Genomic DNA, 20,742 nt, shown 5'->3' on the forward strand with positions numbered 1-20,742 from the left:
TTATATGATTAGTGTACCCGTTTTCTGAATAAAATGACAGTATGAGGTAGTGATGCAGGTCATAATCTGTAGTATACTTTTTATCATAACATCGATGCTAAAAACCAGGTGGGGCCATAGGGAGCCCATGTCTGGTTTTTGAGACCTTTGAGGCCATATTCAAGAAGTCTTGTATCCTTCTTCGTAAGCAAACGGTTTATTTAGTAGATATGATGTGTAGAAATTATTTTAAAATAAAGGAGATAAAGAGTGGAACATTTTTTAGCTTTTTCATTGCAAGACCTTCCTTACGTGGTGATGACCCTTATTGTTGCATTCACACTGCATGAGTTTGCACATGCGTATGTAGCTTATTTATTTGGAGACCACACGGCTAAAAAGCAAGGAAGGCTAACGCTTTCTCCGCTGGCACATTTAGATCCATTTGGAACGCTTTTGTTAATTATCGCAGGTTTTGGGTGGGCGAAGCCGGTTCCTGTTAATCGCTATTTCTTTAAAAAGCCTCGTTTAGCTGGTATTCTAGTATCGATAGCGGGACCGTTTAGCAACTTGTTGTTGGCATTTATCGGCTTGCTTATTTACTATTTGATGAACAATGCCGCAGTGGACAACGATGCACTTTATCGTTTTTTTACATTATTTATTCAAATAAACCTAACACTAGGTGTATTTAACTTGTTGCCTTTTCCGCCTTTAGACGGCTACCGCGTGATTGAAGATCTCGTTCCGCCGTCTACGCGAGCCAAAATGACGCAGTATGAGTCTTGGGGTATTTTTGTATTTTTGATTCTTGTGATTACACCTCTGGATCGAATTGTAATCTGGCCGCTTCTAAACGGAGCAGCAACGTTTGTGATGAATATCTTTCAGCAGATATTAGCACCACTGATTTACTAAATAGAGGAGGCTTACTATGACTCAGCCAAAAAAGAAAAGTATAGGATTTAATATCATAAAAGACGATTCAACCGACGGCCACGGCGGCTACGGGGTTGGAGCGTTAAGTTTAGAAAACATTTCACCGGTTTTTGTTTGCCCAAGCGATGAAGAAGTATTTGTCGATATTGGTGCGATGCATGCCAGAAGTGTAGTAGAAAAAGGAATTAAGTTCTTACCGAATAAAGACGAGGTGCCAAACGGCAAGTTATATTGGCTTGTATGGGTAACGATTGATCGCAAGCAAGAAGGACCTTACTACGCAGGTATGACAGCATGTGAAATGACCGTTGATCGTGAAATTCGCCGCGGCTATAAGTCACTTCCTGAACATGTAAACAAAATGGATAAATCCTTAAAACGACGCATTATGGTAGAAGAAATGGATAACAAGTCTAAGGCTTTGCTTCGTGAGTTTTTGAAGTCTCATAATGAAGAAATCTGGACGTTATCTAATGATGACTTAAAAGAAGCGCTTCAAACATCGTAATGCTAAAAAAAGCTTAAGGCCAAGGCCTTAAGCTTTTTTTAATCAAACCATTTTGGGAACCAGTGAAATTTTTTACCTTCTGTTTCACGCTCTTTTTTCTTCGTTTTTGCTGCATGATCGATGTGATCAGTACAATATGTTTTAGGCTGTGTTCCAGTTAAATAATAAGCTTTATATTGAACAGGACATGATTTGGATGCTAACTTTCCATTTTGAGGATTAATGTTGACGCTCATTAATCCGTTTGGTGCTTTAAACTTTTCTTTTTTCTTCCCTTTTAAAGCATCTTCCATAAATAGCGCCCACATTTTTTTGGCGTATCCTTTTTCAGCTACATCATCCATTGTCCTTCCTTGATCATATCCAACCCAAACGCCTGAAACGAGCTGAGGAGAGTAGCCAATCATCCAGCTATCCGTAGAGGTTGTGCCGGATTTTCCCGCGTAAGGACGAGATACATATTTAGAAATAGGCTTTCCTGTGACGGTTGTATAGCCATTTAGCTTTTGATTAAACATGCCTGTCATTAAATGGGTAGTAAGAAAAGCATAGCGTCTATCAATGACTTGTTTCCGTTCAGAAGGAGCTTGATAAACAACTTCTCCGTCATGGGTTTCAATTCGTTTAATAAATGTTGGACGAATTTCTTTTCCGCCATTAGCAAAGATGCCGTACGCATTAACCATATCAATGACTTTGACAGGTGAAGTTCCAAGAGCTAAAGATGGAACTTTCTTTAAAGGTGATGATATACCAAGTGTTTTAGCGGTTTCGATCAAGCGATTTTCCCCAATGAACAAATGCGTTTTGACCGCATAAATATTGTCTGAAAGTGCGATGGCTTGAGCCATTGTAATAGGCGCATCTGCATAATAATTGTGATAGTTACTAGGCGTGTATGTCGAAACACCATCTTCTAATTTGAACGTCGTTTCTTCACTTTTCATTGGAGTGGATTCAGTAAAACCATCTTTTAATGCCGCATAGTATAAAAATGGCTTCATCGTTGAGCCAGGCTGTCTTACTGCTTGAGTAGCGCGGTTAAACGGGCTCTTTTCATAATCTCTTCCACCAATAAGAGCTTTCACTTGTCCATTTTTAGGATTCATCGCAACAAATGCACTTTGTACGTCTGAAGAGCTGCTGATAACATCTTTCATTTTTTCTTCTGCCGTTCGCTGCATCTTTTCATCCAGCGTTGTATAAACGCGAAGTCCATTTGTATAAATCATGGTTTCATCAATGCCTAAATCTTGCTTTAATTCTGCTAGCGCTGCATCCATAAAGTAAGAAGCGTCTTCTTTGTTAGGATCTTTTTCAGCAGGCTTTGAAAATGCTAGGGGAGTTACCAGCGCTTTTGTTGCTTGCTTCGACGTAATAATTCCATCCTCTTTCATGAGAGATAAAATGATATTTTGTCGTTTTTTTGCATTTTCCTGATGAATAAGAGGAGAGTAGTAGCTAGGGCCTTTTGGAATACCGGCTAACATACTCGCTTCACTTAACGTCAAATTTTTGGCGTGCTTATCAAAGTACAGCCTAGCTGCCGCTTCAATTCCATAAGCTCCATGGCCGTAGTAAATCGTATTCATGTAGCCTTCTAGAATTTGGTCTTTGCTATAATTCATTTCTAACCGAATCGTATACAGAGCTTCTTGAAGTTTTCGAGTCCACGTTTTGTCGTGCTCTAAAAACAAGTTTCGTGCATACTGCTGAGTAATAGTACTCGCACCCTGTACTTTTCCCATAGCTTTTATATCAGCTACAATTGCTCCGGCGATTCGATGCATATCAAAGCCGTGATGCTCATAGAAGCGCTTATCTTCAACGGCTAAAGTCGCATCTTTTACGTAAGGTGAAATTTGATTAAGTGAAACCCAGTAGCGCTTTTGTCCATTGTGAACTTCATCAAGAACTTTACCGTTTGCTGAGTAGAAAACAGCTGTTTGAGAAACGTTTAGCGGAGGGGGGCCAGCGATTTTGGCGTAGAGAAAGATGCTTATGTAGGCAAACAACAATAAAGCCCCCGCTAATATACCAAGGACGAGAAGAATTCGGAAGATGCGTCTTGCCTTTTTTAAATGTTCGGTTAATACCGTTTCCATTTCTATTCACCACCAATATGTGTCACTATGCACCATACATGTTGCTTTCAACACAACAAAATTCTATTAAAAGAGCGGTGCAAGTAGATTCTAAAGCTTGTATCTATCATCAGTATGAAATAGAAAAGGAGGTTTTAAACCTCCATTGCTAAAAATTTTACTTGCTTTTTTGCTGAATTCATCTATACTTTTTTCATGTTTGTATAAATTATGTTAGGGTAATCTATGCATAGGTTAATTCTCAAAATAGAAGGGAAGATTTTGAAATGGAATTATGGTTCACAGAAAAGCAAACAAAGAACTTTGGTATTACAGCTAAAATTAATCGCACTTTACATACAGAGCAAACGGAGTTTCAAAAATTAGACATGGTTGAAACAGAAGAGTTTGGTAACATGCTCCTACTTGACGGTATGGTTATGACAACAGAAAAAGATGAGTTCGTTTATCATGAAATGGTTGCACATGTACCGTTATTTACGCATCCAAATCCAGAAAACGTACTAGTTGTAGGTGGAGGAGACGGAGGCGTAATCCGTGAAATCTTAAAACACCCAAGCGTAAAAAAAGCGACGTTAGTTGATATCGATGGAAAAGTTATTGAGTACTCAAAAAAATTCTTACCTTCAATTGCGGGTAAACTAGAAGATCCTCGTGTTGATGTACAAGTAGATGACGGATTTATGCACATCGCTAAAAGCGAGAACGAATACGATGTCATTTTAGTGGATTCAACAGAGCCAGTAGGTCCAGCTGTGAATTTATTTACAAAAGGATTCTATGCAGGTATCTCAAAAGCACTTAAAGAAGATGGTATCTTTGTTGCTCAATCGGACAACCCTTGGTTCACGCCAGAACTTATCTCAAATGTTCAGCGTGATGTAAGAGAAATCTTCCCGATTACACGTCTATACGTAGCAAATATTCCAACGTACCCAAGCGGTTTATGGACATTTACAATGGGCTCAAAGAAACATGATCCATTGGAAGTAAGCGAAGATCGTTTCTTTGATATTGATACAAAATATTACACAAAAGAATTGCACAAAGCGGCATTTGCCTTACCTAAATTTGTGCAAGATCTTATTAAATAAGTTATCACATACAAGTGAGATGCCAGAGGTTTAAGGCTGGCATCTTTTCTATGAGTAATGAAGGAGGAACAAAATATGCGTTTTGATGAAGCTTATTCAGGTAATGTATTTATTGGCAGTCACCCTGTTTTTGAAGAAAGTGAAGCGGTTCTTTACGGAATGCCAATGGACTGGACAGTTAGCTATCGTCCAGGTTCACGATTTGGCCCAACTCGTATTCGTGAAGTATCAATTGGATTAGAAGAATACAGCCCGTATTTAGATCGGGAGCTAGAAGAAGTGAAATATTTTGATGCAGGAGATATTCCACTTCCATTTGGGAATCCTCAGCGCAGCTTGAACATAATTGAAGAGTATATCGACCAGCTTTTAGCAGCGGACAAGTTCCCATTAGGCATGGGCGGAGAGCATTTGGTTTCTTGGCCTGTTATGAAAGCTATGTATAAAAAATACCCGGATTTAGCCATTATCCATATGGATGCTCACACAGACCTTCGTGAAGAGTATGAAGGAGAACCACTTTCTCATTCCACTCCAATTCGTAAAGTTGCTGAACTAATCGGACCGGAGAATGTTTATTCATTTGGTATTCGTTCAGGAATGAAAGAAGAATTTCAATGGGCAAAAGAAAACGGTATGCATATTTCAAAATTTGAAGTTCTAGAGCCGTTAAAAGAGATTCTACCAACACTTGCAGGTCGTCCTGTTTATGTAACAATTGATATCGATGTATTAGATCCAGCGCACGCTCCTGGTACAGGAACAGTAGATGCAGGCGGTATCACATCAAAAGAGCTTTTAGCTTCTATTCACGCAATTGCTAAATCAGATCTTCGTATTGTCGGAGGAGATTTAGTCGAAGTAGCTCCAATTTATGATCCGTCTGAACAAACAGCTAATACAGCAAGCAAGCTTATTCGCGAAATGATCTTAGGCTGGGTTCAAAAGAAATAAATAAAGTAAAAAGGCGGCCGCCTACGGCCGCCTTTTTTGTTTGAAATATGTGAGTACGTCAAACACAGTGAAAAAAGGAATTCTCGGCTTATCTATCATATTTCCTTTGAAGTATTATTGAATTCTTTCTTTAGAATGTTTATACTATTTAAGTTATAACGTATTCATTTTAATAAGGAAGTGTCTTTTGTGAGTAACGCTTCAGAAGTCAAAAAACCCATTGAAGTTAAAATTGTGACGGATATCCGTGATGGTCACCGAAAAGAGACAACATCGGTAAATGCAAAAGGTATGTATTATGAAAAAGGATCGAAAATTTATCTTACATACACAGAGCGCCAAGAGGAAATCGGAGATATTAGAACAATGGTAAAAATTAGCGAAGACGAAGTATCAATTAACCGAACTGGTGCTGTTCAAATGAAGCAATCGTTTCGTAAAAAGGTACAGATCGAAGGAACTTATATAAGCCCTTATGGACGTATGGATTTACTAACATTCGCTCATAACATTGAATATAAACAAATGACTCAAAAGGGTCGGTTATTTTTAACGTATGATCTAGAAGTACAGGGTCAGCCTACCGGGAAATATGCGTTAACCATTACATTCAAGGAGGAGAAAAAATGAACATCGTCGAACAAGTGCAGCAAAAATTAAAAGCTGAAATTCAAGATGCTGTGGTCAAAGCAGGACTTGCTGAAAAAGCAGAACTTCCAGAAGTTCTATTAGAAACACCAAAAGATAAAACACATGGTGATTATTCTACCAATATGGCTATGCAGCTAGCTCGTATTGCCAAAAAAGCACCGCGTGTTATCGCTGAAGAGCTTGTAGCAAACTTCGATAAATCAAAAGCATCTATCGAAAAAATTGACATTGCAGGCCCTGGATTCATCAACTTTTATATGAATAACTCTTATTTAACAGAGCTTATTCCAACGATTATAAAAGCTGGTGAAGCATACGGTGAGACAAACGTAGGGAACGGACAAAAAGTACAGGTTGAGTTTGTTTCAGCTAATCCGACAGGAGATTTACATTTAGGACATGCCCGCGGTGCTGCAGTTGGAGACTCATTATGTAATGTTCTTGAAAAAGCAGGTTACGATGTGTCACGTGAATACTATATCAATGATGCTGGTAACCAAATTAATAACCTGGCTTATTCAGTAGAAGCACGCTACATGCAGGCTCTTGGTTTAGAGAAAGAAATGCCTGCAGACGGCTATCATGGTGCTGATATTATAAACATCGGAAAAGAGTTAGCAAAAGAGCACGGAGACAAGTATGTAAACGCCTCTGCAGAAGAGCGTTTTGAATTCTTCCGTCAATACGGATTAGATTATGAGTTAGCTAAATTAAAGCGTGATCTTGAACAGTTCCGTGTGAAATTTGACGTATGGTATTCTGAAACGTCTCTTTATAAAAATGATAAAATTTCAGTTGCACTTGAAACGTTGAAAAAACAAGGCCACGTATATGAAGAAGAAGGTGCTACGTGGTTCCGCTCTACAACATTTGGTGATGATAAAGACCGTGTGTTAATTAAAAATGACGGTTCATTTACGTACTTAACGCCAGATATTGCGTATCACCAAGACAAAATTCAACGCGGATTTGATAAGCTAATTAATATTTGGGGAGCCGACCACCATGGATATATTCCTCGTATGAAAGCGGCGATTCAAGCGCTTGGTTATGAAAAAGATACGCTGGAAGTAGAAATTATTCAAATGGTTCAACTGTATCAAAATGGCGAAAAAATGAAGATGAGCAAACGTACAGGTAAAGCAGTAACAATGCGTGACCTAGTAGAAGAGGTAGGCCTTGATGCAACTCGCTACTTCTTTGCGATGAGAAGTGCGGATACACATTTAGACTTTGATTTAGATTTAGCTGTTTCTCAATCTAATGAAAATCCTGTATACTACGCGCAATATGCTCATGCCCGTATTTGCAGTATTCTTCGTCAAGGTGAAGAGATGGCGATTCAATCAACATCTGGCGCCGACCTTTCATTAATTAGTGCAGAAAAAGAAATGGAACTGCTGAAGAAAATCGGAGAGTTCCCTCAGGCCGTAGCGGAAGCAGCAACAAAACGTATTCCGCACCGCATTACGAACTATGTATTTGATCTTGCTTCTACGTTCCATAGCTTCTATAATGCAGAAAAAGTATTAGACAGCGATAATATTGAAACAAGTAAAGCGCGTATTGAACTAGTGAAAGCTGTTCAAGTAACGCTTCAAAACTCCTTAAAACTAATTGGTGTTTCAGCACCTGAAAAAATGTAAATAAAAAAAGAGCCTCTTGGCTCTTTTTTTATTTAAAAAACAAGCGTGGCGCCTCCCGTACGCTTTACTCCTCTCATTGATGCTAAATCTTCCACTAATTTTAGCAGCGCTTTATCTTTTAACTTTGCTTCAATCATTACGTCAAAATCTTGTCCCATATCTTTAGCTATTTGCAAAAAAGGTGCGATGAAATCAGTTGAGACATAATCAGAGTGACTTCTAAATTCTTTTTCAGATTTAGGAGAAGAGATATGTACTTTTGGTTTTAATCCGATATGTTTCCACGTGTCAAAGATACGAGGGAGCAATAGGTCAAGAGGTTCTTCTCCTTCATTTGCTTTATGGTGGTGATAATCAAAGAGGAGAGGGACTTTCTCTTTTTCGCATACGGCTAATGTTTCTTCAGTTGTGTATGTTTTATCATCGTTTTCAAGAGTCATGCGCTTTTTAATGGCAGGCGGCAGCGTTTGAATGTTTTCATGAAATCGACCAATCGCTTTTTCTTTATTGCCATAAGCTCCTCCTACATGAATATTAATAAGAGCTTGATCAGCTACTCCCATCGCTTCAAGCATTCTATAGTGATAATCCATATCTTTTACCGCATTTTCTGTAATGTGTTTTTTGTCGCTTGTAAATAATGTGAACTGATTGGGGTGAAAACTCACGCGCAGCTGATGATTCCGAATCAATTCTCCTATCTCTGACCAGTCTTCTTGGAACGCATCAATGTAATTCCAAGCTACTTCAGGATGAGTAGCTAAAGGGACAAGAGAAGATGACAATCGATACAGCATAATTTCGTGGGCAATATTAAAATGCAAAGCGCGCTTAGTATGATTCAAATTTTGTTTTGTGACGTGATGAAGCTTATCCAGCCTCTCATCTTTTTTCATTTTTCCCCATCTAGTAAACGTGAGGGTTTTAGCAGGTGAGCAGTCCCAAAGCGACAGGGCATGTGATACATAGCCAAATCTAATTTTCATGATAAATCTTCCTCTTTTCGTTCATTAAAGTAACGGAGAAATAAAGGTTGCAAATCCTTGCTTTAGTTTTTCACTCCATTTTCGGTTTTTGACATCTTCTAAAGACAAAATTGGGCATTCCCCCATACAAGCTTTAAAGCTGTTCTTTACTTCTTCAATATACGTTGCATCATAGATTAAACAGTTGATTTCAGCATTTAAGAACAAGCTTCTTTTATCAAAATTAGCCGTTCCTACATCGCAGATAACATTGTCTGCAATTAATACTTTGGCATGGTAAAAACCGTAATAATATTGATAAATCATACAACCTGCTTGAAGTAATGTGGGAAGATAAGCAAACGCAGCATGATGAACAAGCGGTTGATCTGCACGCATTGGAATTAAAATATGAACTTTTACTCCCCGTGCACGAGCTTGGAGTAAAGCATTCATCAAAGGTTCACTTGGAATAAAATAAGGAGTACCTATGTACAATTCCCTATTGGCTTGGTTGATAATCGATAAAAAGCTTTCTTCAAGTGAAAAACCTTCAGTCGACTTTAGCTGAATAACATAGTCTCCTTCAGAGGTTGGTGGAAAGTATCTTTCCACTTTACGCAGGTCTAAGCCGGTAGCAGCATACCAGTCGCTCAATAGTTGCATTTGAAGGTCTTGTATACCTTCCCCTTCCATACGCAGGTGGTAATCTTTCCACACCCCAAGCTTGGCGTCGAGTCCTAAATATTCTCTTCCAATATTAAAACCGCCAATGTAGCCAACTTTCCCATCAATAACAGCCATTTTACGGTGATTGCGTGCGTTGAGTGTATAAAACAAATAAGGCCACCGTAGCGTTCGACTGTAAGCAAAATGAACACCTTGTTTCTTTAAGAATGCAATTTTGTTTTTCTTGATTTTATAGCTTCCTACACGGTCTACCAATAATCTGACTTCAACATTTTGCTGTGCTTTTTGGACTAGTAAATCTAAAAATTCTTGGCTAATTTCATCATTTTGTACAATGTAAAACGATAAATGGATAAATGAAGAGGCATTTTCTATTTCGTGAAATAAATCTTTATACAAGACATTCCCGTCTGCGAACAAAAAGAGAGAAGCACGGCGTTTTGGAAAAGTATTTTCAGCCTGGGAAAATACTTTCTTTCCAACACCAAGGTCAATTGCAAGCCAAGCAATAAAAATAATAAAAAGTAAAATCACAATCATGCCGCTCATCATGTCACCTCTTTTCCCGATGTAAATACATTTTATGTTGTTCTTAGTGTCACCTTGTTTAAATAGAATATGAACAAAAGAACGAAAAGATATTGACTGAATGCTCATTCATTATATACAATGAAAACAGATATATTATCAGAAAATTTAGTCGTCAGGAGGAAAGAAAGGTAACAAATTATTCAAGGAGGGGACGAGATGACAGGGTTGCTGTGGGTGAATTTTCTCTTTTTTATTATTGTAACCGCTTACGCTATCTCTTTGTTTGTATATTTAATTCGCACACGCATTGAGTACATTCAATTAGGAAAAAAAGTTGAATTTGATCAGCGGTTAAAAGAAAGGCTGCAAAAAATTTGGGTGAATGTGTTTGGACAAAAGAAACTGTTAAAAGATAAAAAAAGTGGAATTATGCACGTCATATTTTTTTATGGGTTTATTTTAGTTCAGTTCGGCGCGTTAGACTTCATTATAAAAGGTTTGCTTCCAGGTAAACATTTGCCGCTTGGACCTTTATATCCCGGCTTTACATTTTTCCAAGAAATTGTGACGTTTTTGATTTTAGTAGCAGTTGTCTGGGCTTTTCACCGTCGCTATGTAGAAAAGCTTGTGCGTTTAAAAAGAGGATTTAAATCTGGTTTAGTACTGATTTTTATTGGAGCACTTATGCTGTCAGTGCTTGTTGGAAACGGCATGTCAATCATCTGGCATAATCATGAACCAGCATGGACAGAACCGATTGCGTCATCTATTGCCATCTTGTTTAAGGGAATCAATGATACTGCCGCTATCTCCATTTTTTATGTTTCATGGTGGATTCACTTAGCCGTATTATTGACGTTTTTAGTATATGTTCCTCAATCAAAACATGCTCATTTACTGGCTGGACCGGCTAACGTATTTTTTAACCGTGTTTCTAAGCCAGGTAAGCTTGAAAAGATTGATTTTGAAGATGAGACGCAGGAGACGTTTGGGGTTGGTAAGATTGAAGAATTCACGCAGCATCAGCTCATTGATTTATATGCCTGTGTAGAATGCGGTCGATGTACGAATATGTGTCCGGCAACGGGTACGGGGAAAATTTTGTCTCCAATGGATTTAATTTTGAAGATGCGCGATCACTTAACAGAAAAAGGAGCGGTTGTGACATCTAAGGCTCCTTGGGTTCCTACGTATGCATTCTCTAAAACAAAAGGAAATCAGCTGGCGATGATGGCGGCCAGCCAAGGCGGAGCAGAAGCCGCAGCAACAGCGGAATATAATCCCGCCCTAATTGGAGATGTCATTACGGAAGAAGAAATTTGGGCATGTACAACGTGCCGAAACTGTGAAGATCAATGTCCCGTAATGAACGAGCATGTAGATAAGATCATAGATTTACGACGTTTTTTAGTATTAACCGAAGGAAAGATGGACGCGGATGCTCAGCGTGCCATGACGAATATTGAGCGTCAAGGAAACCCTTGGGGATTAAACCGAAAAGAGCGTGAAGAATGGCGACATGTAAGAGAAGATGTTCACATTCCGACTGTTAAAGAAGTAAGTAAAGCGGGTGAAACGTTTGAGTATTTGTTCTGGGTAGGTTCGATGGGATCTTATGATAACCGCAGTCAAAAAATCGCTCTATCGTTTGCTAAGCTTCTCAATGAAGCTGGTGTTTCATTTGCGATTTTAGGAAATAAAGAAAAAAATTCTGGTGATACGCCCCGCAGGTTGGGCAATGAATTTTTATTCCAAGAGTTAGCTTCTAAAAATATCGCTGAATTTGAAAAAAATGAAATCAAAAAAATTGTTACGATTGATCCACATGCTTACAATATCTTCAAAAATGAATATCCAGATTTCGGTTTTGAAGGAGAAGTGTATCATCACACAGAATTATTAGCTATGTTGGTGAAAGAAGGTAAGCTGACACCAAAACATGCGGTTAATGAAAAAATTACCTTCCATGATTCCTGTTATTTAGGAAGATATAACGAAGTATACAGTCCACCAAGAGAAATTTTGAAAGCGATTCCAGGTGTTAGTTTGATTGAAATGGATCGCAACCGTGAAAATGGTATGTGCTGTGGAGCAGGAGGAGGGTTAATGTGGACGGAAGAAACGACCGGCCAGCGCATTAATGTAGCGCGCACGGAACAAGCCTTAGCCGTTAATCCAAGCATTATCAGTTCAGGTTGTCCGTACTGCTTAACGATGCTAAGTGACGGAACAAAAGCAAAAGAAGTAGAAGAAAAGGTTCATACGTATGACGTAGCAGAACTGCTTGAAAAGTCAATTTATGGTGACGTGCAAGAACAGGTTTCATAAAGGAGAAGTAGAGATGGTATTCATCTCTACTTTTTAAAGAAAGGAAATTGAGCAAGCGTTCAATCGGCAAGGACAAAGAGTAGGAAAAAGGGGAGGAAACAATAGTGGGGAAAACAGTTATTGTGAGTGCAGTTCGAACACCTTTTGGAAAATTAGGTGGCAGCGTAAGCGGACTAAAAGCGGCAGAACTAGGGGGGAGAGCGATTCAAGCAGCATCAAAGGGACGTACAGAAATTGATTCCGTTATTATGGGGTGCGTGCTGCAAGGGGGCCAAGGACAGCTACCTTCTAGGCAAGCCATGCATTATGCAGGTTTACCGTGGCAAGTAGAGACGGAAACCATTAATAAAGTTTGTGCATCGGGTATGCGCAGTATTACAACTGCTGATCAGCTGATTCGATTAGGAGAAGCAAAAACAATCATTGCAGGTGGAATGGAATCGATGAGTAACGCGCCGTATCTTCTTCCAAAAGCAAGATGGGGATTCCGGATGGGAGATAGCGTGGTGACGGATTTGATGGTTCATGACGGTTTGACATGCAGCTTTACAGGGGTGCAAATGGGTACGTATGGAAATCAAATAGCTTCTGAAATGAATATTTCCCGAGAAAAGCAGGATGAATGGGCGCTTCGCAGTCATCAATTAGCGGTAGAGTCAGAAGAAAAAGGGAGATGGGATGCAGAAAGAATTTCAGTTGATATTCCGTCTAAAAAAGGAACGATAACGGTTCAAAAAGATGAAGGACCAAGAAAAGATACGTCGTTAGAAAAACTCTCGTCTCTTCGGCCTGTATTTGGCCACAGTGGAACCATTACAGCAGGAAATGCACCTAGCGTGAATGACGGAGCAGCTGCGCTCATGCTAATGGATGAAGATGTGGCGAAAGCAAATGGCTATGAGCCGTTGGCTACGATTATAAACCATACTTCTCTTGCGATGGAGCCAAGGGAATTTCCGAAAACGCCTGGGTTTGCTATTAACAAGCTACTGCAAAAAACAAAGAAGACAGTAGACGATATTGCGCTGTTTGAAATCAATGAAGCTTTTTCAGCAGTAGCATTAATGAGTATGGAGATTGCAGGGCTTCCGGCTGAAAGAGTAAATGTGAACGGCGGGGCAGTGGCACTTGGACATCCGATTGGAGCAAGCGGCGCCCGTATTGTTGTAACGCTCATTCATGAATTAAGACGACGAGGCGGCGGACTAGGCATTGCTTCTATTTGCAGCGGCGGCGGCCAAGGTGATGCCATCATGGTAGAAGTGTAAAAGGGGGAGATCAACTTGAATATTGAAACAGTTATGGTTATTGGAGCAGGTCAGATGGGAGCAGGCATTGCGCAAGTATTTGCTGCGAGCGGATATCAAGTTTCTTTGTATGACGTTGATCAAAAAAATACACAAAAAGGAATAGAAGGTATTGATAAACGTCTGAAAAAACAGGTGGAAAAAGGTTCTCTCTCAGCTAAGGAATATGAAGGGATTATGGAGCGCCTTCACTTGGCAAATGAAATAACAGCAGCACAAAAAGCAGATTTAATCGTCGAAGCGGTTGTGGAAAAGATGGAAGTCAAGCAAGCCATTTTTGCGGAGTTGGATTCGTTAGCCCCGAGTCATACTATTTTAGCAACCAACACGTCTTCGCTTCCTATTACTGAAATTGCAGCTGTGACCACTCGACCTGAAAAAGTAATTGGCATGCACTTTATGAATCCTGTTCCCGTGATGAAGCTCGTTGAAATTATTAGAGGGCTGGCTACTGCTGATGAAGTGTATCAAGCAGTCTATGAAACAACAAAAAAATTAAATAAAACCCCGGTGGAAGTTCATGATTTTCCAGGGTTTGTTTCAAATCGAATTTTAATGCCAATGATTAACGAAGCTGTGTTTACGCTCTATGAAGGTGTAGCAAACGAAGAGGATATTGATCAAGTGATGAAACTAGGAATGAACCATCCAATGGGACCTTTGACATTAGCAGATTTCATCGGCCTCGATACATGTTTGTTTATTATGGAAACGCTCCATAAAGGGTTTGGTGATGACAAATATCGTCCTTGTCCATTGCTTAGGAAATATGTAAAGGCAGGATGGCTTGGTCGAAAAACAGGAAAAGGATTTTTTACGTACGAAACATAAAGGAGTGGCAAAATGATCTTTTTTACGTCTGAACAACACATGATTAAAAAGATGGTAGCTGATTTTAGTGAAAAAGAAGTCGCTGCGGCTGTGCCAAACATGGAAAAGGGTGAATTTCCTCGAGGTTTATTAAAGCAGATGGCTGATCTTGGCCTGATGGGCATTCCCGTTCCTCAAACATACGGAGGAGGTGGACTGGACTTTGTGTCATACATGATTGCCATCCACGAAATATCAAAAGTAAGTCCAGCCCTCGGCGTCATTTTGTCTGTTCATACTTCTGTAGGTACGAATCCTATTGTCGTATTTGGGACGGAAGATCAAAAACAAAAGTATGTAAAAAAACTTGCGACAGGTGAATATTTAGGTGCTTTTTGCCTAACAGAACCTAGTGCAGGGTCTGATGCCGCAAGCCTAAAAACAAAAGCAGAACGAAAAGGAGACCACTATCTTTTAAATGGGTCAAAGCTTTTCATTACAAACGGGGGAGAAGCGGATACATATATTGTATTTGCTAAAACGAATCCCGAACGCGGGTCGAGAGGGATGAGCGCCTTTATCGTTGAAAAGACGATGGAGGGATTTTCAGTAGGAAAAGATGAACATAAGATGGGTCTTCACGGTTCTCGAACGGTTCAACTGCACTTTGAAAATATGCAGGTGCCTGTAGAAAATCGTCTCGGAGAAGAAGGTGAAGGATTTCGAATTGCTATGGCTAATTTAAATGCTGGAAGAATTGGTATTGCTGCTCAGGCGGTAGGAATTGCTGAAGGTGCGTTAACGGCAGCCAAAAACTATGCAAATGAACGATATCAATTTGGAAAGCCGATTTTATCTCAGCAGGGAATTGCCTTTAAGCTGGCTGATATGGAAACGGCTGTTGAATCAGCGAAGCTTTTAATGTACAGAGCCGCTTTTTTATATGATCAAAAACTTCCTTGCAAAAAAGAAGCCTCAATGGCGAAATTGTTTGCTTCCCAGACGGCTATGAATGTAGCAATCGATGCGATTCAAGTTTTGGGAGGCTATGGTTATATGAAAGATTATCCAGTAGAGAGGTATTTTCGTGACGCCAAAGTGTGCGAAATCTACGAAGGTACAAGCGAAATTCAGCGCATTGTCATTAGCAGTCAACTATAGGGGGAATAATCATGTTTTTTAAACTTTCAGAAGAGCACGAAATGATTCGAAAAATGGTGCGAGACTTTGCCAAAAACGAAGTGGCTCCGACAGCTGCACAACGAGATGAAGAAGAGCGTTTTGACAGAGGAATCTTTACACAAATGGCTGATCTAGGATTAACAGGTATTCCATGGCCAGAGCAATACGGAGGAATCGGCAGTGACTATCTAGCTTATTGCATTGCCGTTGAAGAACTATCTAGAGTATGTGCATCAACAGGCGTTACGTTGTCGGCTCATACTTCTCTTGCCGGCTGGCCAATCTATACATTCGGAACAGAAGAACAAAAACAAAAATACCTGAAACCTATGGCAACGGGTGAGAAAATAGGTGCTTATGGGTTAACGGAACCGAGTGCTGGATCAGACGCAGGAGGAATGAGAACGCTCGCTGTAAAGGACGGAGAAGATTATATTTTAAATGGTTCTAAAATCTTTATTACAAACGGCGGCGAAGCGGATATTTACGTCGTATTTGCTCGCATCGATCCTAATGAAAAACGCACGAGCGCTTTTATTATTGAAAAAGATATGCCGGGATTTTCAGTTGGTAAAAAAGAAAAGAAACTGGGCATTCGCTCTTCACCTACCACAGAAATTATTTTCGAGGATTGCCGTGTTCCAAAAGAAAATTTGCTAGGAAATGAAGGAGAAGGATTTAAAGTTGCCATGATGACGCTAGATGGCGGCCGAAATGGTATTGCAGCGCAGGCGGTAGGAATTGCTCAAGGAGCGTTAGATGCGGCGGTGGCTTATGCAAAGGAACGTCAGCAATTTGGAAAGCCCATTATTTCTCAGCAAGGAATTGCGTTTAAGTTAGCCGACATGGCCACGAGTATAGAAGCTGCCAGACTGTTAACCTATCAAGCTGCTTGGCTCGAGTCTCAAGGGCTGCCATACGGCAAAGAATCAGCCATGTCAAAATTATATGCTGGGGATACAGCAATGAAAGTAACGACAGAAGCTGTTCAAGTATTTGGAGGGTACGGTTATACAAAAGATTATCCAGTAGAACGTTTTATGAGAGATGCAAAAATCACGCAAATTTATGAGGGTACACAAGAAATTCAGCGTCTCGTCATTTCTAGGTATCTTGCTAAATAAAACACTTGTTGTAGGAGAGGTGAAAAAATGAAAAAGAGAGAAGTTCTCACATCCATTAAAGATGAAAAGCTGATTGTAGAGCGTCGTAATCAAATGATTAAAGGGGCCGTCACGCTATTTAAGGAAAAAGGTTTTCACCGAACAACAACAAGGGAAATTGCCAAAGCCGCTGGGTTCAGTATCGGTACACTTTACGAATATATTCAATCTAAAGAAGATGTTTTATATCTTGTATGTGACAACATTTACGACGAAGTGAGAGAGCGATTAGAAGAGATGGTAGTGGATCGTTATACAATCGCTGAGCTTCAACAAGCGATTCAACACTATTTTAAAGTTGTAGATGAGCTTCAAGATGAAGTATTAGTCATGTACCAAGAAGCGAAATCGCTGTCTAAAGATGCGCTTCCATATGTATTAAAAAAAGAGCTGGATATGGTTGAAATGTTTAAGGTTATTATCGAAGGCTGCGTAGAAAACAATCAATTTGCACTTACGGATAAAGAAATTTCGCTGTTTGCTCATCATTTATTTGTTCAAGGTCAGATGTGGGCATTTCGCAGATGGTGGCTGCAAAAGCATTATTCACTAGAAGAATATACAAATATGCAGTTGGATTTTTTACTTAAAAATTTTTCATTTCAACAACTGTGTGAGGGGGAGACAGTTTGAATACAAGCAAAAGACCGCTTCGTTTTTTAACCGCTTCTAGCCTGTTTGACGGCCACGATGCGTCTATTAATATTATGAGACGGATTCTTCAAGCCAAGGGGGTAGAAGTCATTCATCTGGGGCATAACCGATCTGTTGAAGAAATTGTTAACGCTTCTATACAAGAGGATGTTCAGGGGATCGCCATTTCTTCTTACCAAGGCGGCCATGTAGAATATTTTAAGTATATGTACGATTTACTCCAAGAACAACAGGCTTCTCATATTAAAATTTATGGCGGCGGCGGCGGGGTAATTATTCCGAGTGAGATTCAAGAGCTTCATGATTACGGCATCTCTAAAATCTTTTCTCCGGAAGATGGACGAAAAATGGGGTTAGAAGGCATGATTCAATTCATGATCGATGATTGTTATTACACAAATCCCCCTGCACTGCCGAATGATCGAACCTTAACGCCGGCTAATGACCGTTTAATTGCCCAGCTTATTACATGTGCTGAAAATGAAGCCTATGAATACACAAAAGAGCATGCAGCCGCTCTTGAAGAAATACGAGAAAGTGTAATCGACAGCGAGACGGATCAAAAAATACCGGTTATTGGAATCACAGGAACAGGAGGAGCGGGGAAAAGTTCGCTTACGGATGAATTAGTAAGAAGGTTTATTGAACATATTCCAGATATTCATGTAGCTGTTTTATCCGTTGATCCAACTAAACAAAAGACCGGAGGAGCGCTTCTTGGGGATCGAATTCGCATGAACATCGCAGCGTCTCCTCGTGTGTATATGAGAAGTTTGGCCACGCGTTCATCTGGACATGAGCTATCGGCGGCCATTCGAGATGGAATTGCCGTCGTGAAAAAAGCGGGCTTCGACATTATCATTGTCGAAACAAGCGGCATCGGGCAAGCTGATGCTCAAGTTAAAGATATTGCAAACGTCTCTCTTTATGTCATGACAAGCGAATTTGGCGCGCCGTCGCAGTTAGAAAAGATTGAAATGATTGATTACGCAGACTTTATTGTCATCAATAAATTTGAAAAAAAAGGTTCCGAAGACGCAAAAAAACAAGTGCAGCGTCAATATCAGCGCAATCATCAGCTGTTTGAAAATAGTCTCTCTACGATGCCAGTTTACGGAACAATCGCGAGTCAGTTCAACGACGGGGGAACAAATATTTTATTTGAAGATCTTGTAAATCATCTGCATCAAACATGCCGTACGTCTTGGCACGTAGAAAAATCATCAGAGCGCGTAAGTGAAAAGAAATATACCATCATTCCTAATGATCAACAGCAATATTTACAGGAGATTGTAAACAGCGTTCGCTCTTATCACCGCAATACGGACGTTCAAGCGCAAACAGCGCGTAAATTTTATCAGCTAGAGGGTGCTCTCGAAGAAGTGGAAACAGAAACAGCCAAGCAAGAGCTCACTCAGCTAAAGGAGAAATATCAAAAACAGCTAACGGCCGAATCGATTGAAAAGCTGGAAAACTGGCCTAAATTAAAAAGTCAGTATCGGCAAGAAGAACTTATTACAAAGGTAAGAAATAAAGAAATTAAAACGTCTTTGCAAGTTGATACGCTATCAGGACTGCGTATTCCGCGCGTGGCCCTTCCAAAGGTTGATGAATACGGGGAAGTTCTTCGTTTTCTTTATAAAGAAAACGTGCCAGGTGCATTTCCATACACAGCAGGTGTTTTTCCGTTCAAACGAAAAGGTGAAGATCCTAAGCGTCAATTCGCAGGTGAAGGAACACCAGAACGAACCAATCGCCGCTTTCACTATTTGTCAAAAGATGATGAGGCCAAGCGTTTAAGTACAGCGTTTGATTCTGTAACGCTTTATGGAGAAAATCCGGATCCAAGGCCGGATATCTTTGGGAAAATTGGCGAAAGCGGCGTAAATGTCTGTACGCTTGATGATATGAAACTTTTGTATAAGGGATTTGATCTTTGCCATCCTTCGACTTCCGTTTCGATGACGATTAATGGGCCGGCTCCGATATTATTAGCTATGTTTATGAATACAGCTATCAGCCAGCAGGTAGAAAAGAAAGAAGAAGAATTAAAGCGTCCTTTAACGGAACAGGAATACGAGGAAGTAAAATCGGGTACGTTGAAACAAGTGAGAGGAACCGTTCAAGCGGATATTTTAAAAGAAGATCAAGGCCAAAATACGTGTATTTTTTCCACAGAATTTGCGTTAAAAATGATGGGAGATATTCAGCAGTACTTTATTGACGAGAAAGTGCGCAACTATTATTCTGTGTCTATTTCAGGCTATCATATTGCTGAAGCAGGGGCGAATCCAATTTCTCAGCTCGCGTTTACATTAGCCAACGGTTTTACGTACGTGGAATATTACTTAAGCCGAGGGATGCATATTGATGATTTTGCTCCTAATTTATCGTTTTTCTTTAGTAATGGACTTGACCCTGAATACACGGTTATTGGACGTGTGGCAAGAAGAATATGGGCAATTGTGATGCGTGATAAATACGGCGCAAATGAACGCAGTCAAAAGCTTAAGTATCATATTCAAACATCCGGCCGATCGCTTCATGCACAGGAAATTAATTTTAATGATATACGTACGACGCTGCAAGCCTTAATGGCTCTTCATGACAACTGCAACTCTCTTCATACCAATGCGTATGATGAAGCAATTACAACACCGACAGAGGAATCTGTACGTAGAGCGATGGCCATTCAACTAATCATTACAAAAGAGCATGGACTCACTAAGAATGAAAATCCATTACAGGGCTCTTTTATTATTGATGAACTAACAGACTTGGTAGAAGAAGCGGTATTGGCTGAATTTCAACGCTTAAATGATCGAGGCGGCGTTTTAGGTGCGATGGAAATGCAGTATCAGCGAGGTAAGATTCAAGATGAATCGATGGAATACGAGATGCAAAAACATACGGGAGCTTTACCTATTATAGGAGTAAATACGTATATTAATCCAAATGAAGAGGAAAGTTCCTCAGTTGATGACATGCAGTTAGCCCGCGCATCAAAAGAAGAAAAAAATCATCAAATTAATCAGCTTCAGAAGTTTCAACAGCAGCATGAAGAAAAAAGAGAAGACGCGCTGAAAAGGTTAAAGAAAGCTGCAACAGAAGGAGAGAACATTTTCAAAGAGTTAATGGAGACTGTTAAAGTAGCCAGCTTAGGAGAAATTACGCGAGCTTTATATGAATGCGGTGGGCAATATCGTCGAAATATGTAATAATGTATCGTTAGTATA

The 20,742-nt window shown here is 39.9% G+C and carries 16 protein-coding genes; 13 read left to right on the top strand and 3 right to left on the bottom strand.

Annotated features, from left to right (window positions below):
- Positions 1-249 precede the first annotated feature (249 nt).
- Positions 250-897 (top strand): site-2 protease family protein, encoded by a 648-nt coding sequence (locus tag ACRPLQ_RS20065; RefSeq protein WP_028411960.1) that lies wholly within the window; start codon positions 250-252, stop codon positions 895-897.
- Positions 898-913: 16 nt separating this feature from the next.
- Entirely contained in the window at positions 914-1,426 is a 513-nt protein-coding gene (locus ACRPLQ_RS20070; protein ID WP_013085495.1) for a YwhD family protein, read from the top strand.
- A gap of 38 nt (positions 1,427-1,464) precedes the next feature.
- Here ACRPLQ_RS20070 and ACRPLQ_RS20075 read toward each other — a convergent pair whose 3' ends face one another.
- On the bottom strand, positions 1,465-3,531 hold the full coding sequence (locus tag ACRPLQ_RS20075; protein WP_028411961.1) for a transglycosylase domain-containing protein: 2,067 nt from the start codon (positions 3,529-3,531) through the stop codon (positions 1,465-1,467).
- Between the two features lie 266 nt (positions 3,532-3,797).
- On the opposite strand from ACRPLQ_RS20075, the gene speE reads away from it, so the two are divergent.
- The 4 genes from speE (at position 3,798) to argS (ending at position 7,876) form a co-directional block, all read left to right on the top strand.
- Positions 3,798-4,625, top strand: a complete 828-nt coding sequence (gene speE / locus ACRPLQ_RS20080; protein WP_013059843.1) for a spermidine synthase — start codon at positions 3,798-3,800, stop codon at positions 4,623-4,625.
- 75 nt (positions 4,626-4,700) lie between these two features.
- A complete protein-coding gene (gene speB / locus ACRPLQ_RS20085; protein WP_028411962.1) occupies positions 4,701-5,579 on the top strand; it encodes an agmatinase in 879 nt (292 codons plus the stop codon).
- A gap of 189 nt (positions 5,580-5,768) precedes the next feature.
- A complete protein-coding gene (locus ACRPLQ_RS20090) occupies positions 5,769-6,209 on the top strand; it encodes a DUF1934 domain-containing protein (RefSeq protein WP_014457736.1) in 441 nt (146 codons plus the stop codon).
- On the top strand, positions 6,206-7,876 hold the full coding sequence (gene argS / locus ACRPLQ_RS20095; protein WP_432236254.1) for an arginine--tRNA ligase: 1,671 nt from the start codon (positions 6,206-6,208) through the stop codon (positions 7,874-7,876). Before ACRPLQ_RS20090 ends, argS begins: the two co-directional genes overlap by 4 nt.
- A 32-nt stretch (positions 7,877-7,908) precedes the next feature.
- On the opposite strand, the gene uvsE is transcribed toward argS, so the two are convergent.
- Together uvsE and cls are read right to left on the bottom strand one after the other, a co-directional pair.
- A complete protein-coding gene (gene uvsE / locus ACRPLQ_RS20100) occupies positions 7,909-8,862 on the bottom strand; it encodes a UV DNA damage repair endonuclease UvsE (RefSeq protein ID WP_034263994.1) in 954 nt (317 codons plus the stop codon).
- 24 nt (positions 8,863-8,886) lie between these two features.
- Positions 8,887-10,080 (bottom strand): cardiolipin synthase, encoded by a 1,194-nt coding sequence (cls, locus tag ACRPLQ_RS20105; RefSeq protein ID WP_051137078.1) that lies wholly within the window; start codon positions 10,078-10,080, stop codon positions 8,887-8,889.
- A gap of 198 nt (positions 10,081-10,278) precedes the next feature.
- Between cls and ACRPLQ_RS20110 the strand changes: the two genes are divergently transcribed.
- The 7 genes from ACRPLQ_RS20110 to icmF all read left to right on the top strand — a co-directional run bounded on the left by ACRPLQ_RS20110 (position 10,279) and on the right by icmF (position 20,724).
- Positions 10,279-12,390 (top strand): (Fe-S)-binding protein, encoded by a 2,112-nt coding sequence (locus tag ACRPLQ_RS20110; RefSeq protein WP_432236255.1) that lies wholly within the window; start codon positions 10,279-10,281, stop codon positions 12,388-12,390.
- A gap of 104 nt (positions 12,391-12,494) precedes the next feature.
- Positions 12,495-13,658, top strand: coding sequence for an acetyl-CoA C-acetyltransferase (locus ACRPLQ_RS20115; RefSeq protein WP_028411968.1), 1,164 nt, complete (start codon positions 12,495-12,497; stop codon positions 13,656-13,658).
- A gap of 15 nt (positions 13,659-13,673) precedes the next feature.
- A complete protein-coding gene (locus tag ACRPLQ_RS20120) occupies positions 13,674-14,528 on the top strand; it encodes a 3-hydroxybutyryl-CoA dehydrogenase (RefSeq protein WP_033580390.1) in 855 nt (284 codons plus the stop codon).
- A gap of 12 nt (positions 14,529-14,540) precedes the next feature.
- Positions 14,541-15,668 (top strand): acyl-CoA dehydrogenase, encoded by a 1,128-nt coding sequence (locus ACRPLQ_RS20125; RefSeq protein ID WP_028411970.1) that lies wholly within the window; start codon positions 14,541-14,543, stop codon positions 15,666-15,668.
- Positions 15,669-15,679: 11 nt separating this feature from the next.
- Positions 15,680-16,813, top strand: a complete 1,134-nt coding sequence (locus ACRPLQ_RS20130; protein ID WP_013059833.1) for an acyl-CoA dehydrogenase — start codon at positions 15,680-15,682, stop codon at positions 16,811-16,813.
- 27 nt (positions 16,814-16,840) lie between these two features.
- On the top strand, positions 16,841-17,485 hold the full coding sequence (locus tag ACRPLQ_RS20135) for a TetR/AcrR family transcriptional regulator (protein ID WP_014457745.1): 645 nt from the start codon (positions 16,841-16,843) through the stop codon (positions 17,483-17,485).
- Entirely contained in the window at positions 17,482-20,724 is a 3,243-nt protein-coding gene (gene icmF / locus ACRPLQ_RS20140) for a fused isobutyryl-CoA mutase/GTPase IcmF (protein WP_033580391.1), read from the top strand. Before ACRPLQ_RS20135 ends, icmF begins: the two co-directional genes overlap by 4 nt.
- Positions 20,725-20,742 lie beyond the last annotated feature (18 nt).

It is taken from the genome of Priestia sp. TRN 1309 (assembly GCF_050846875.1).
In the GTDB taxonomy this organism is placed as follows: Bacteria; Bacillota; Bacilli; order Bacillales; family Bacillaceae_H; genus Priestia; species Priestia zanthoxyli.

Coding starts and splice junctions, on each gene's coding strand:
- cls (WP_051137078.1), bottom strand. CDS start 10,080: ATGAGCGGCATGATTGTGATTTTACTTTTTATTATTTTTATTGCTTGG.
- ACRPLQ_RS20130 (WP_013059833.1), top strand. CDS start 15,680: ATGTTTTTTAAACTTTCAGAAGAGCACGAAATGATTCGAAAAATGGTG.
- ACRPLQ_RS20125 (WP_028411970.1), top strand. CDS start 14,541: ATGATCTTTTTTACGTCTGAACAACACATGATTAAAAAGATGGTAGCT.
- uvsE (WP_034263994.1), bottom strand. CDS start 8,862: ATGAAAATTAGATTTGGCTATGTATCACATGCCCTGTCGCTTTGGGAC.
- ACRPLQ_RS20135 (WP_014457745.1), top strand. CDS start 16,841: ATGAAAAAGAGAGAAGTTCTCACATCCATTAAAGATGAAAAGCTGATT.
- speE (WP_013059843.1), top strand. CDS start 3,798: ATGGAATTATGGTTCACAGAAAAGCAAACAAAGAACTTTGGTATTACA.
- speB (WP_028411962.1), top strand. CDS start 4,701: ATGCGTTTTGATGAAGCTTATTCAGGTAATGTATTTATTGGCAGTCAC.
- ACRPLQ_RS20070 (WP_013085495.1), top strand. CDS start 914: ATGACTCAGCCAAAAAAGAAAAGTATAGGATTTAATATCATAAAAGAC.
- argS (WP_432236254.1), top strand. CDS start 6,206: ATGAACATCGTCGAACAAGTGCAGCAAAAATTAAAAGCTGAAATTCAA.
- ACRPLQ_RS20075 (WP_028411961.1), bottom strand. CDS start 3,531: ATGGAAACGGTATTAACCGAACATTTAAAAAAGGCAAGACGCATCTTC.
- ACRPLQ_RS20110 (WP_432236255.1), top strand. CDS start 10,279: ATGACAGGGTTGCTGTGGGTGAATTTTCTCTTTTTTATTATTGTAACC.